Source organism: Euhalothece natronophila Z-M001 (assembly GCF_007904085.1).
Taxonomy (GTDB): Bacteria; Cyanobacteriota; Cyanobacteriia; order Cyanobacteriales; family Rubidibacteraceae; genus Halothece; species Halothece natronophila.
The window spans coordinates 2447108-2460847 of sequence record NZ_CP042326.1 but is presented as its reverse complement, the minus strand read 5'-3'; the positions used below and the strand labels follow the sequence as shown (position 1 = coordinate 2460847).

16 protein-coding genes and 1 riboswitch are annotated in these 13740 nt (G+C 41.4%); of the genes, 5 read left to right on the top strand and 11 right to left on the bottom strand.

What is annotated here, in order from left to right; genetic code table 11:
- Window positions 1–2 precede the first annotated feature (2 nt).
- The 7 genes from FRE64_RS12095 to prfB all read right to left on the bottom strand — a co-directional run bounded on the left by FRE64_RS12095 (window position 3) and on the right by prfB (window position 4555).
- Entirely contained in the window at window positions 3–794 is a 792-nt protein-coding gene (locus FRE64_RS12095) for an MBL fold metallo-hydrolase (protein WP_146296477.1), read from the bottom strand.
- Window positions 795–811: 17 nt separating this feature from the next.
- Window positions 812–1420: an anthranilate synthase component II gene (locus tag FRE64_RS12090; protein ID WP_146296476.1), complete on the bottom strand. Its 609-nt coding sequence runs from the start codon at window positions 1418–1420 to the stop codon at window positions 812–814.
- Between the two features lie 41 nt (window positions 1421–1461).
- Window positions 1462–1986 carry a diacylglycerol kinase family protein gene (locus tag FRE64_RS12085; protein ID WP_146296475.1) on the bottom strand — a complete coding sequence of 175 codons (525 nt, stop codon included), beginning with the start codon at window positions 1984–1986 and terminating at the stop codon, window positions 1462–1464.
- 16 nt (window positions 1987–2002) lie between these two features.
- Window positions 2003–2503 carry an rRNA maturation RNase YbeY gene (gene ybeY, locus FRE64_RS12080; RefSeq protein WP_146296474.1) on the bottom strand — a complete coding sequence of 167 codons (501 nt, stop codon included), beginning with the start codon at window positions 2501–2503 and terminating at the stop codon, window positions 2003–2005.
- Window positions 2503–2670 (bottom strand): DUF3285 domain-containing protein, encoded by a 168-nt coding sequence (locus tag FRE64_RS12075; protein WP_146296473.1) that lies wholly within the window; start codon window positions 2668–2670, stop codon window positions 2503–2505. The genes ybeY and FRE64_RS12075 overlap by 1 nt, the downstream gene beginning before the upstream one ends.
- A gap of 132 nt (window positions 2671–2802) precedes the next feature.
- Complete coding sequence (locus FRE64_RS12070) at window positions 2803–3426, bottom strand: Uma2 family endonuclease (protein ID WP_146296472.1); 624 nt, start codon at window positions 3424–3426, stop codon at window positions 2803–2805.
- 24 nt (window positions 3427–3450) lie between these two features.
- Window positions 3451–4555 (bottom strand): peptide chain release factor 2 gene (gene prfB, locus FRE64_RS12065; RefSeq protein ID WP_146296471.1). Its coding sequence is split into 2 segments (ribosomal slippage): window positions 3451–4482 and window positions 4484–4555, totalling 1104 coding nucleotides; the frame shifts between segments, so codons are not numbered across the junction.
- 110 nt (window positions 4556–4665) lie between these two features.
- A riboswitch (cobalamin riboswitch) is annotated at window positions 4666–4818 on the top strand.
- A 211-nt stretch (window positions 4819–5029) separates the two neighbouring features.
- Here prfB and FRE64_RS12060 point away from each other — a divergent pair.
- Genes FRE64_RS12060 through cobW form a run of 3 tightly spaced genes read left to right on the top strand, consistent with a single transcriptional unit; the run spans window position 5030 to window position 7356 of the window.
- Window positions 5030–5686 carry a HupE/UreJ family protein gene (locus FRE64_RS12060; protein ID WP_146296470.1) on the top strand — a complete coding sequence of 219 codons (657 nt, stop codon included), beginning with the start codon at window positions 5030–5032 and terminating at the stop codon, window positions 5684–5686.
- 18 nt (window positions 5687–5704) lie between these two features.
- On the top strand, window positions 5705–6262 hold the full coding sequence (locus FRE64_RS12055) for a DUF2808 domain-containing protein (RefSeq protein WP_146296469.1): 558 nt from the start codon (window positions 5705–5707) through the stop codon (window positions 6260–6262).
- A gap of 17 nt (window positions 6263–6279) precedes the next feature.
- Window positions 6280–7356, top strand: coding sequence for a cobalamin biosynthesis protein CobW (cobW, locus tag FRE64_RS12050; protein WP_146296468.1), 1077 nt, complete (start codon window positions 6280–6282; stop codon window positions 7354–7356).
- Window positions 7357–7408: 52 nt separating this feature from the next.
- Here cobW and FRE64_RS12045 read toward each other — a convergent pair whose 3' ends face one another.
- The 3 genes from FRE64_RS12045 to FRE64_RS12035 form a co-directional block, all read right to left on the bottom strand.
- Window positions 7409–8380: a 3'(2'),5'-bisphosphate nucleotidase gene (locus tag FRE64_RS12045; RefSeq protein WP_146296467.1), complete on the bottom strand. Its 972-nt coding sequence runs from the start codon at window positions 8378–8380 to the stop codon at window positions 7409–7411.
- A 153-nt stretch (window positions 8381–8533) separates the two neighbouring features.
- Window positions 8534–9331: a COP23 domain-containing protein gene (locus tag FRE64_RS12040; RefSeq protein WP_146296466.1), complete on the bottom strand. Its 798-nt coding sequence runs from the start codon at window positions 9329–9331 to the stop codon at window positions 8534–8536.
- Between the two features lie 175 nt (window positions 9332–9506).
- Window positions 9507–10775 carry an SAM-dependent methyltransferase gene (locus FRE64_RS12035; protein ID WP_146296465.1) on the bottom strand — a complete coding sequence of 423 codons (1269 nt, stop codon included), beginning with the start codon at window positions 10773–10775 and terminating at the stop codon, window positions 9507–9509.
- A gap of 199 nt (window positions 10776–10974) precedes the next feature.
- Here FRE64_RS12035 and FRE64_RS12030 point away from each other — a divergent pair, with 199 nt between their 5' ends.
- Window positions 10975–11340, top strand: coding sequence for a VOC family protein (locus FRE64_RS12030; protein WP_146296464.1), 366 nt, complete (start codon window positions 10975–10977; stop codon window positions 11338–11340).
- Here FRE64_RS12030 and FRE64_RS12025 read toward each other — a convergent pair.
- Window positions 11320–12654, bottom strand: coding sequence for a TIGR03279 family radical SAM protein (locus tag FRE64_RS12025; RefSeq protein ID WP_146296463.1), 1335 nt, complete (start codon window positions 12652–12654; stop codon window positions 11320–11322). The two genes, FRE64_RS12030 and FRE64_RS12025, sit on opposite strands and share 21 nt — an antisense overlap.
- Before the next feature lie 88 nt (window positions 12655–12742).
- Between FRE64_RS12025 and FRE64_RS12020 the strand changes: the two genes are divergently transcribed.
- On the top strand, window positions 12743–13657 hold the full coding sequence (locus tag FRE64_RS12020) for a histone deacetylase family protein (protein ID WP_146296462.1): 915 nt from the start codon (window positions 12743–12745) through the stop codon (window positions 13655–13657).
- Window positions 13658–13740: the final 83 nt, after the last annotated feature.

The following is a 13740-nucleotide window of genomic DNA, read 5'->3' as shown; positions in this document are numbered from 1 at the left end:
GGTTAATTATTGCTGACTAATAATTCTTCGCTATTCATCACCCTAATCTCTGTTTGTTCAGGTAAATCATTTGCCGTTAAGCTAATTTGATTGCCATTGACTTGTTGATAGGGAGTCCCGTCTAAAAGATCAGTAAACTCCTCTACCCCGACTAAATCGCAATTATCTTCATCAGCAGCTTCAGTAAGATAATGGCTTGGAATGACTAAACGAGGGCGCAATCGTTCCATAGCTCGTTTAGCTAACTCAGGTGTAAAGGCTTTGGGGCTTCCTCCCACAGGTAAAATTAATATATCAGGTCGTCCCATTAAAATGCGCTCCTCTGTCTCAAAAGGCGCAGCTGCCCCGCCAAGATGGAGAATGTTTAAGCCTGCTTGTTCCCACTTCCAGGCTACATTAGTGCCAAACCGTCGTCCCCCTTCGCGATCATGGGGCATACTAATTCCTTCAATACTCATCCCTTGAAATTGATAAGACCCCGATTCAAATAATACTCGCGGATCATTGGGTAAATTGGCAACACCTCCTCCTTCATCAAAAAGTTGACTACTAATCATCACTAAATCAGCATTCACTTCTGGGGCGGGATAACCAGCAGTGCAACCCATTGGTCGAAAGGGATTCACTAAAACGCGATGCTCGTCACTTTTAAATAAAAAAGCAGTGTGTCCAAGCCATTCAATTTCTAATTGAGGAGAATTTTGGGCTTGATAGCTTTGGGGAGAAAGGAGTGTTCCTCCTACCGCCGCTAATGTTCCTATACCCACATAACGTAATAACTGTCGTCGCTTCATAGAAAAATTAATAATATTTATGCTACTTTAATTGGCTCTGTTAAGGATACCAAGAAATTTTGCAATAATTGCTTTCCTGCTTTGGTCAAAATACTTTCAGGATGAAATTGCACCCCTTGTAAATGAGGATACTCGCGGTGACGCACACCCATAATGGTGCCATCTTCGACCCAAGCGGTAATGTCTAAGACATTAGGAATAGAATCTCGGGCGATCACTAAACTATGATAGCGAGTGGCAGTAAAAGGATTCTCTAAGCCTTGAAAAACCCCCTCATTAGTATGTTGCACTGCCGAAGTTTTCCCGTGCATTAACACGCCAGCATTGGTAATGGTGCCGCCATAGACTTGTCCAATACATTGATGTCCTAAACAAACGCCTAAGATGGGAATTGTTGGGGCAAACTCACGGATTAAATCAAGGGAAATGCCAGCATCATCGGGTCGTCCTGGGCCAGGGGAAATAACGATGCCACTGGGGCTTAAATGCGCGATCGCGCTTAAATCGATTTCATCATTGCGATAAACCTGAATTTCCTCGGCAACAGCAATACTGTGCCCTAGTTCTCCTAAATATTGGACTAAATTGTAAGTAAAACTATCGTAATTGTCGATAACGAGAATCATGGCCGACTCCGATATAAGGCTCGTTATCAAATTTTAACGTTCTAGGAATTAAAAATAAGGGTTAACAGTGGCGGTAATAAAATCACCCCAGCCACAAATAAAGCAGCTAAAGCCCCAATTAGCACTGCCCCAGCCGCGCAATCTTTAGCAATTTTAGCCAGATCATGATAAGTTTGCTTAACTGTTAGGTCAACTACTGATTCTAAAGCAGTATTAATGAGTTCTAAGACTAGAACAAAGGCAACAGTTACGCCAATAACTGCCATTTTTACGGCACTTACCTGTAAAAAAATCCCTAGAGTTAGGGCGATTGTACCAATTAGGGTATGAATGCGAAAATTTCTCTGGGTGGTGAAAGCATAATGCACACCTTTAAAGGCATAGCGAAAACTGCTAATGAGATCAGGAGCAACTTTAAAGGCAAAACGACGTTTCACAGAGGAGGCTTCAGTAGGAGAGGAAGAAATTTGTTGAGTTTGAGAAGAGTTGGGAACAACAGTCAAATGATTTCCCCCTTGTTTCTTAGTAGCTTGATTGCTAGGGATGATTAATTGTTGATGGTTCATTATTCATTACTTGATATTAATTTTTCATCACTTTATGACCTGACAATAGCAATAAAGTTTCTTGATGAGCAAGCATTTTTTCTAAGCTCTCATCATCAGGATGATCCCATCCAAGAAGATGAAGTAACCCATGGGTTGCTAGCCAAGCTAGTTCCTGTTCCAAAGAATGCTCATAGGTTTTGGCTTGTTCTCTAGCAGTTTCTACGGAAATAATAATATCTCCAAGATACAACGGTTCTTCCTGAAAAAGCAACTTTTCTGCTTCTGATAAAGAATTTTCTAGGGTGGCAAAAGCAAGAACATCTGTTGGTTGGTCTTTTTGCCGATACTGGGCATTGAGAGTTTTAATTTTAGTGTTATTAGCCAAACATAGTGTCAATTCATATTCTGTTGCTGGTGGTAACTCAGCTTTTAAAGCGTCAACCCATTTTTGAAACCATTGTTCCCAAATAGATTCCTTCGGGAGAGTTGCTTCCTGAATATGGCTTTGAATATAAACGGAGAGAGGAACAGACATTAGTGGGTTAAGTAAGATAAGCCAATAAACAAAGCAAGTAGCGCGATCGCGCTTAGGAAAAAGTGTCTTAAGGATTTCCCAGACTTACGAACCATGTTCCGCATAGCAAGTTTAATATAACTGGGCTGGGCTTCTTGGTGGGTAGTTTGTTCTTGGTTATTTGTCATTGCTCATGAATTATTGTTGTCTTTCTTGATAGGTTAACCCAAATTTCAATAGATTGACCGTTGCTACCAGTATGCCCCCTTGATTAATCGCAACAGTTACTGCTTTTTTGTTCCTCAAAAGACTCTGAAACGCTATATTTGATTGCTAAACTCTAAAACGGCATCAAACGGTTCATCACTGGGAATATAGGTTGCGAATAACTCTAGCGGTAAGTCAGGAAATAAAGAGCTTTGGTTGGCTTGAATATATTCTTGATTTTGTAAAACATAAACCGTTAGTTTTTCTTCTTCCCAAAACCAAACCTCGGTTACTTCTAATGCTTTGTAGATTTCTAAAGAATTAATTCCCCCATGAGTAATGATAACCTCAATTGCTAAATCAGGGATATCTTTACGACTGTTAATGCAATAACTTTTATCAGGCTCAATTCCGCAAGAAAGTGACTGAGAATGAAAAGTGGTTGATCCGAGAGAATAAAATCGAATCTTCTTTGCCAAAAAATAACACTCTAATAAAATCCCAATATTTTCTTTGTAGATTTCATGGCGACTACTGGGCGACATTACTTGTAAGTGACCTTGCGAATATTTTAATAAAATGCCAGACTCGTCACTGGTAATTTCTAATAATTTTTCATAATCTTGCCAGATTACATTATTAATAATAAAGATTGATTCAGAATTGCTTTCTTTAGATTTCGCTAAATCAATAAATCCTTGGAAATGCTGTAATTGAGTAGGAGTTATTAAACTCATTTGTAAGTCCAAAAATTAATAGATTCATTGCTTATTGCGAAGATAAGCCTCAATAAAGGAATCAATTTCCCCATCGAGAACATCCTCAACTGCGCTGGTTTCAACATTAGTCCGTAAGTCTTTTACCATTTGATAGGGATGGAAAACATAGTTCCGAATTTGATTTCCCCAAGCGGCTTCTACTGCATCGCCTCGAATTTCGGCAATTTTTTGCGCTCGTTGTTCTTGGGCAATAACAATTAGTTTTGATTTCAGAAGCGCCATGGCTTTTTCACGGTTTTGCAGTTGGGAACGTTCTTGGGTACAGCGCACTGTTACCCCAGTGGGAATATGAACAATTCGCACCGCCGTTTCAACTTTGTTGACATTTTGCCCTCCTGCACCGCCAGAACGAGAGGTGGTAATTTCGAGATCACTTTCGGGAAGTTTAATATCTTGGATCGTCGTTTGATCCAAAATGGGCATAACTTCTACCCCTGCAAAACTGGTTTGCCGTTTGCCATTGGCATTGAAAGGAGAAATGCGAACTAGGCGATGAGTGCCTTTTTCCCCTTTGAGATAGCCATAACCATAGCGTCCTTCAATTTCGAGGGTTGCTGATTTAATGCCCGCTTCATCTCCTTCGGAAATTTCTGTCAGATGGGATTTATAACCGCGTCTTTGGGCCCACCGAGAATACATCCGCAATAGCATTTGCGCCCAGTCTTGAGCATCGGTTCCCCCGGCTCCCGTATTAATCGTAATTACTGCCCCTCTTTCATCATAGGGATCACAGAGAAGCTGTTCTAATTCCCATTGATCAAGGGAGGCTTGGAGTTGTTTTAGGTTGTCTGTAGCTTCTTGCCAGAGGGATTCATCTTCTTCGGCTTCAAGTAACTCAATGATGGCTTTGGTATCTTCAGCGCGATCGCGCCACTGTTGATATTGTTCTAAACTTGCCTTGAGATCATTCAGTCTCTGCAAGGTTTGTTGCGCTGTTTCTGGATCATCCCAAAACTCAGGCTGGGCAGCAAGTTGTTCTAAATCTTCAATTTTCGCTTCGATTAAAGGTGGGTCAAAGATACTCCTGGGCTTTGCCCAGGCGCTGCGACACCGTTTGTATTTCTCGTTTTAAGTCCGTAATTTCCATAGCTCAAACTCTCCTTGAATTCCTTCTCTAGTTTAGGGTAACTTAGCCTTCCAACGTTTTCTACCTTTTGAGAAGATTAATAAATGTATATCATAGTGCAAACTATGATATAGTAAACAAAATGCTTAGGTTTTGATCGGGAGCAGCGATCAAAAGCAATGGGGAAAGATCGGTGAAAAACCGACACTGTCCCGCAGCTGTGATGAAATCTGTGGTGAAAACGATTTCTCAGTCAGAAGACCCGCCTAAGTAATCATTGTCAACCTTTGAAGCAATCTGCGAGGTACAGATGCCCATGTCAGTATTTTTTATCAATATTACATTATCCATCACTACAACGGTGATCTCACCTGAAATAAGCGATCACTGCTCTTCGGAAAGTTACTAACCCAAAGAAAGAACTTAACTTCAAGCACAGAGGCGACGTGTCTCTAAAACTTCATCATTATTACACACCAAAACAAGATAATAACTATGAACAAGAATCAATCCCGACTAGGATTAACTGTTGTCCTATTTGCAATTTTAGCCTTTTTTAGCTTTACTGAACCTGCTTTCGCCCACCACCCAACAGGGGGAGAATTACCCAATAGCTGGCTCGAAGGCTTTTTATCAGGATTAGGTCATCCGGTTATCGGAATTGATCATTTAGTATTTGTAATTGCCAGTGGTCTAATTGCTGTTGGCAGTCAGCGAGGCTGGTTAATTCCCACAGGATTTATTCTGGCTACCCCCATTGGAACTGGGATTCATTTACAAGAGATTGATATTCCCTTTGTTGAAGCCTTAATTGGGATCTCGGTTCTAGCCATGGGCATTTTATTAATCAACCGTCGGACTAATGAAGAGTCTCAGCCTTTAGTTTATAGTCTTGTGATTGCCGTTGGAAGCGCGATCGCGGGAATTTTTCACGGCTATGCTTATGGGGAAGCTGTCATTGGAGCAGAAATGACTCCCATTCTTGCTTACTTAGCTGGTTTTACCCTGATCCAGTTACTAATTGCCCTTGGTAGCTATAAACTTGCCCAAACTGTAACGCCTAAAATTAGTTCTCCCACACTTCCCGTGAATCAACTACTTGGTTGCGGAATTGTAGGGATGGGAATCATCTTTATTACCTCTACATTTTAATCATCATCAGGAGAAGTCATGCGTTTTTCATGGATTATTGCGCTCACAGTTACTGCTGGCACTTCCGGAATAATCATACCTGAAGCCTTAGCAGCAGGGAGAGGATTTTTTGAAGCGGCTCCCCGTTTAGAAAACGTCCGCACCACCTTTAATGATACGCAAGTGCGTGGAGCAACTTACTACTTTACTGTGACCATTCCTGAAGATGCAGTTGAATCTCTGAATGAACTGATTATTGAACAACGAGGGGGATTTAGTGATATCCCTTTCTTACTGGATGAAACCACTGCCTTTATCGGGACTTCCCGAGATAGACAAGACAAGATTCCTCTGGCTAATGTTTCTCAAAGTGAAGATAAGCGTGAAATTACGGCTCAATTTGAAGAACCAGTTGAACCTGGAACCACCGTCACTTTAGGACTGAAACCCAGAAGAAATCCCCGAACAGGTGGCGTTTACTTATTTGGGGTCACGGCTAGTCCCACCGCCAATTCTGACCATGACTTCTACATGGGAGTGGGACGATTGCAATTTTACGAGCGACAACGTCGTCGCCCTTTCAGAACATTTCGTTAATAATTTAAGGAGCTAATATGGGAGCGAAAATTCCTGTTACCGTTGTTACTGGTTTTCTTGGTGCTGGTAAAACGACACTGATTCGACATCTCTTACAAAATAATCAAGGACGGAAAATTGCTGTCCTCGTTAATGAATTTGGAGAAGTAGGCATTGATGGTGACTTACTCCGTAGCTGTCAAGTTTGTGATGAAGAAGAAAACAGTAGCAATAATATTGTTGAATTAACCAACGGCTGTTTATGCTGCACCGTACAAGAGGAATTTTTCCCGACAATGCAAGAACTCTTACAACGTCGTGATGAGATTGACTGCATTGTGGTGGAAACTTCAGGATTAGCCTTACCGAAACCCCTTGTGCAAGCCTTCCGTTGGCCCCAAATTCGGAATGGTGCGACGGTTGATGGAGTGGTTACGGTTGTTGATTGTGAGGCTTTAGCTAGTGGGGCGTTAGTGGGAGATTTAGACGCATTACAAGCCCAACGTCAAGCTGATCCCAATTTAGAACATGAGACTCCCATTGAGGAATTGTTTGAGGATCAATTAGCTTGTGCTGATTTAGTCTTATTAACAAAAGCGGATCAAGTAGATAGTGCAACCCGAGAGAAGGTAGAAAATTGGTTACAGCAAGAATTACCTGCTGGAGTCAGTATTCTTCCTTGTTATGATGGACAAATTCATCCTGATGTTTTATTAGGGTTTAATGCCTCAGTGGAGGAAAATTTAGACAGTCGTCACAGTCATCATGATCACGAAGAAGATCACGAACATGATGAGGATATTAATTCAGTGCAGCTGGTTTTAGATGAAGCGTTTGAGCCGCGACCTCTAATGAAACGCTTACAACAATTGTTTCAAGAAGCAGAAATTTATCGGGTTAAGGGATTTGTGAATGTTCCCAATAAGCCAATGCGGTTAGTGGTACAAGGGGTCGGAAAACATTTAGAATCGTTTTACGATCGCGCTTGGGAAACTGATGAACCCCGTCAAACTCGTTTAGTTTTAATTGGACAAGACCTAGACGAGGGAAATATCAAGGAAAAATTGATGCAAGTAAGTCCTTCTCCTAAAGCTGTTTCTGCAAACAGTCATTAGTCATTGATTATTGGTCAACAAAGGACAAACAACTAAGGACAAAAGACAAATGTTAAGTCGCATCTCCCAAGGCAGCTAAAACGGGTTCATGGATTGATCCGTTACTCACCACAACCCCTCGATTTTGAAAAAGTTTTGTTCCCGCAGAAAAATCGAGGGGCTTCCCATACATATCACTGGTGCGTCCTCCTGCTTCTTCTACAACAATTACTCCGGCTGCATGATCCCAAATATTTTCTCGATAATCGGGCTGTTTAGGGGAGGGGAGTCTTAAATAAAGGGCGGCGGATCCTGAGGCGACTGCCCCATATTTGGCTTGACTATCCATGCGGAGAGAGGAACTGGTGATTCCTGCTTTTTGCGCGATCGCGCTTTGTAAACTTTGATCCCCATGGGCGGCTTCCACACTCTCTACAAAGCGGAGATGTTCTTCATCATTAGGGGAGGTAACTCCCACGGTAGTAAACTCATCTTTATCCAAGGGACGAACTTTTGTTCCTTCTCCACGCACCGCCACAAATAACAGTCCTTGATGATCAAAGGGTAAATCTAAGGAAAGAGCAGGACAACCTAAGATCCCCACTTTAATTTCTCCCTCTTCAATTAAAGCAAGCGCGATCGCGTATTGATCGCCCCGTAAAAAGCCTTTTGTCCCATCAATGGGGTCTAATGTCCAAAATCGCTCACTGGGTTCTCCATTACCATGATTAATCCACTCGGTAACATCATCTGTGCTAACATTAGCAATTTCTTGCTTGACATATTCCGTAACTTGTGCTACTTGCTCCGACATTTCTGGAGAATTGAAAGCGCTTGCATCTTCTTCCCCTACGACGGGATCCTTGGGAAAGGCTTGCGCTAAGGCACGACAAATAATGGCTTGCGACCCAAAATCAGCAACTGTCACAGGGGAGCGATCTTGTTTTTCTATGTGATCAGGAATATCTTTTCGCACCGCTTGACATAATTTAGCAGCACTTAAAACTGCCTCAATTCCCACTTCTAATTCCTTTTCGTAAGCCATTTGTTATATCTATTCAAAACGTTCCAATCAAAATACCACACAATAACACCATCTTGTCCTTTGTCAAACAGTAACCAATGACTAATGACTAATGACTAATAACATCCCCTGAAGGAAATGGGAAATAATCCTCCAGAGTTTTCTCAAATTGGCTTAACGAAAGAGATCGGGATCGAGATTAGAAGGAGAAGAATCATTTGAGCGTAATTCTTGACCCGTTCCCCCATCTGCTTCATCCAAGAAAGGACGTAGGTTAATATTCTCGCTGGTTTGACGAGACTGAGACGATCCCCCTCGTAGCAGATCACCCAAGCTAGAGTTATCAGTAAAGGTTCGCACACCTTGGGTTCGTCGTCCTTCATGGGCATCAGCAAGATTTTCAAAAACGCGATCGCGCGTTGTGAGTGGATCTTGTCCCCGAGGAACCGTAAAAACAATCCGACAACTATTGTCAGCTTCCGTGGTCACACAGACCACATCTTCTCCATTCATGCTCGTTGTTTGTAATTCCATTAACCCATCTGGGCGATAGCGTTCTAAGCGGTCGCTAATCGTCTGACAGCGTCTCTGGGGCGACCAATCACTTCCCATTTCTTCAGGAATCGCCCAAGCGTAAGGAGTATTGGGGTCACTTTGTGGGCGATATACCACCGTGTATTCTCCATTATTTCTTTCACAAGTAAAGCGGCGATCGCTGTTCTCATTGCTTGGAGTGGGATTAGTCTGGTCTGGTTCAGTATCAATAATCACATCTTCTTGCGCTATTGGTTCAGAAGAAACTGGATCATTGTCGGGAACTGTATCAACAATTACCTCTGGAATCCTCTCTGCTTGGGATAATTGCTGAGACCAACGTTGTAACGGAGAAACTGAATTGGCTGTGGCAGCGACAGGAAAACTACTCACTCCCAGCGCACAAGCCGATAAACCAATTGTGAAAGAGCGTAACATAGTTTATTGCTCCTAAATAATAAACAGTTCTAGATTACTCTGTCGATTTTTCAGGTGGCTTAGTTCCCAAATTGAAGTAATCATTTCTTGATTGGAAAATTTTTGCTAGAGCTAATCCCCTTGTTATCTGTAATTCAAGTAACTTTTGTAGAAAAACTCAAGGCACTACCTCGCTTTAAACTAACCATCCTTTACGAATTAACGGTAAGTTCCATTTTTGGTCTGATTGGCGACGCATTAGGGTTTGATAAATTGCCATTTGATTCTCTTCAAATCCAATCGCGCAACCGATTAAATACAATTGCCAAATTTTATAGAGTTTTTCCCCAATTAATTTAACAGCTTCTGCTTTTTTCGAGGCTAAATTATCCGCCCAACTTCGTAAAGTTAAGGCATAATGAGGTCGCCAGTTATCCACATCCACAATTTCCCAGCCGACTTCTTCGGCTTCACGTAACATAGGTGTTAGTGGCACGAGTTCCCCATCAGGAAAGATATAGTGATTAATGAAACGTTCTCCGAGACTCGATCCATTCCAAGCATCAGTGGAAGTAATGCCATGATTAAGGAATAAACCACCGGGTTTTAGACATTTTAGGGCGTGATCAAAGTAAGCAGGGTATTGTTTTAATCCTACGTGTTCTACCATGCCAATGGAGACGACTTTATCAAAAGTGGGAGTCGTAGGAAGATCGCGATAATCTAATAATTTTACTTCTATTTGATCTTCTAAGCCCTCTTGGTGGATACGTTTTTGATTGTATTCCACTTGTTTTTCACTGAGGGTAATTCCGCAACCTTTGATGCCATAATTTTTGGCAGCCCAACGTAACATTCCCCCCCAACCACAGCCGATATCGAGGAGGGTTTCTCCTGCTTCTAATTTCAGTTTACGACAGGCAAGGTCTAATTTGTGGGCTTGGGCTTCGTTGAGGGGAACATAGGGATGTTCAAAATGGGCGCAAGAATAGACCATCTCTGGGTCTAGCCACAGTTGATAAAATTCATCTCCGAGGTCATAATGATGTTGAATGGCAGCGCGATCGCGCTCTTTGCTATGAACCTCTCCTTCCTGTTCTACATTGGGTTTTAAAGGAAGACGGGGAAGTTTCAGGGATTGTAACCAAGTTTTGATTCCTTGAGACTGTTTTAATCCTCGATAGGCGAGATGTTTTCCCAGTTGAACGGCGGTTTCAATATCCCCTTGAAAATCAAACCAGCCATTAAAATAAGCTTCTGTCAAGACTAAGGGATCACGCTGGAATACCAGCGATCGTAAAACTCCCGGATGACAAAAAAACAACTTGACACTGGGTTCTTCTGTTTTTTCCCCTAACTTCAGGGTTTGGTCTTTCCAAAAATTTATTTCAACGGAATTAGGGAAGTCTTGTAAGGTAGTTATTAACCAGTTACGAAGCGCGATCGGTAATGTTGCTTGTCCCATAGGTCGATTCCTCCCTTTGTGGCTTTTATCGACTCTAATCAATCCTTTCTATTTGATCTTAAAATTTATTTTTTGAGAGGTAATCTATCCCTTGATATGTTTTTACTTAATTTTTCTTAAAAATTAGAATTCAAATAGTTGACTGTAAGGAGTCAGCGTGTCAGTTAGCTTTCATATAGATTAGAGGTTAAGAATTAAAATGGAATACTACACAACTTTTCTCACTATTGCTTCGCCACAAATTGAACAATTAATCCAATTTTATAAAGCTCTTTTTCAGCAAAAGCCTAACCCTTACATTCCTAATAAATATGCTGAGTTTGAAATAAAGGGAGGATTAAAGTTAGGAATTTTTAAGCCTAGAGTTGATCAGGAACTAGAGTTTAGTCAACCTCAAAAAAGTGCGATGAGTTTATGTGTAGAAGTTGAAAATTTAGAGAGCGCGATCGCGCAATTAAACGCTCTTGGCTATCCTCCCACAACTGATATTATGATAGCCTCTCATGGGAGAGAAATTTATGCTTATGATCCTGATGGAAATCGCTTAATTTTCCATTCCTCCTGATAAACAAATTTCAATTAACTCTTTAACCCCTGTAACAGGATAAATAGGAACGCCTAATTTTTCACTAACAGTTTCTAGAGTGAGATCATCTAAAAAGCGAGTGTCATGATCTTTTAACATTAAAGAGGGGAGTAAAATTCCTTCTCCTAAATATTGCCCTGTGAGGTGTTCTAATAAATCAGAGCCAGTTAATAACCCTGTTACGGTAATTTCTTGTCCCCAATAATTGCTACGACAGGGCGCAAGTTCCACTGTTAATCCTGATACTTGATTTAATTGCTCAACTAAAGGCTGAAAGGCAATTTCAACGGCATTTCCCACTACCCAAGTTAACTCTCGGGGGGAATCAATTTTTGGGGGAAGCATCTCTGTAGCAACGGTTTGAAACTCTTTAATAAACTGGCGAATTGATCCCACTCCGTTTCCTAATTGAGGATAATCTTCATAATGAGATTCAGGGGGAAGTTGTTGACGGCCAATTAAAAACCATTCATCAGCTAACCAAGCAAAGTTAGTTCCCAATTCTTGCTTAAATTCCTCTTGCAGTTTTTGCACTTGTGGAATAATCTCTTGGGCTTTTGCGGTACTAACAGGGAATAGTTCATCCTCTTGGGGACGAAATCGCGTTAACCCCACAGGAACAACTGCTGCGGAAATAACTGTGGGAATGTCTCCTTGATGGAATTGCGCTAAGTCACGGAGAGTTTGTTCGAGATGCGCTCCATCATTGATTTCAGGACAAACTACAACTTGAGCATGAATTTGCAGACGATGCTCTTGAAACCAAGCAAGTTGCTCTAAAATTTTACCAGCGCGAGGATTTTTAAGTAAGCGCGATCGCAGCTCAGGTTCTGTGGCATGAACTGAGACATAAAGGGGAGACAATCGCATTTGCGCGATGCGATCCCATTCTTTTGGGGTAAGATTAGTTAGGGTCAGATAACTACCATAAAGAAAACTGAGGCGATAGTCATCATCTTTAAGGTAAAGGGTTTCTCGTTTTCCGGGAGGTTGCTGATCAATAAAACAGAAAGGACAGCGATTATTACACTGAATTAAGCCATCAAATAGAGCAGTTTCAAATTCTAATCCTAAATTATCGTCATAGTCTTTTTCCAGCTCAATGTGGTGAGTTTCACCATATTTATCGAGAACCTCTAGTGTCAGTTCTTCTTCGGCACAAAAATATTGATAGTCAATTAAATCCCGAGGACGTTCTCCATTAATAGCAACGATCGCGTCTCCTACTTCAAACCCCAGTTCTTCTCCGATGGAGTCTGGTAAAATTTTAGAAATACGAGCAGGCTCTAGCATTTTCCCTCAACACTTAATTCCTCTTTATATATCTAACGGTAGCAAACGAAACTACTTAAACAGATAATAAATAATAAATCACCAAGATATGTTGCCGATTTTCTATTCAGAGCAGTTTTTAAAACACCGTACCGGACGCCTTCACCCTGAACGACCAGAACGTTTATCTGCAATTGTTAAAGCCTTGAAAACTTCTGAGTTTAGCAACCAGCTAGAGTGGCGAGAACCGAGTACCGAACGTGATGTTCTCTCTTGGCTAAATAAACTTCACCATCCTCAATATGTGGAAAAAGTTGCCCAGTTAGCTAGAGAGGGGGGAGGAAGAATTGATATGGATACTCCTGTGTCTGCTGATAGTTATGAGATTGCCTTACTCTCAGTCAATGCTTGGTTAGACGGGGTGGAAGAAGTCTTAAACAATCAGCAACCAAGTTTAATTTTAGCTCGTCCTCCCGGACATCATGCAGAAAGTGATCGAGGGATGGGATTTTGTTTATTTTCTAACTGCGCGATCGCGGCTCATTATGCATTAAGTTTACCATCGGTTAATCGCGTTGCCATCTTAGACTGGGATGTTCATCATGGCAATGGAACGCAACAAATTGTGGAATCCTCTCCTGATATTATTTACTGTTCCCTACATCAATCCCCTTGTTATCCTGGAACAGGAAAAGCCGAAGAAAAAGGGCATTATAATAATGTTCTCAATATTCCGATGCCTCCGGGTAGTACATGGAATGACTACCAGCCTCTAGTGGAAGAACAAGTCATGCCATTTTTAAGTCAGTTTCAGCCTGATTTATTATTAGTCAGTGCTGGCTATGATGGTAATCATGCCGATCCCTTAGCAGAAATCTCCTTAACTCCTGACAATTACTTTAATTTTACAAAGCTTTGTCTAGGGCTAACTTCCAAAATCGTGTTTGGCTTGGAGGGAGGCTATGATTTAGATGCCTTATCTCAATCAGTAATGGCAACAGCAGAGGCTTGTCTCCAACCTTAGGTGGAATTAACATATCTATCTAAAAGAGGAAGCAATGTGTAATAAAAGTTTACATAATGTAAACAGAAGTTAATAAAGAGAAA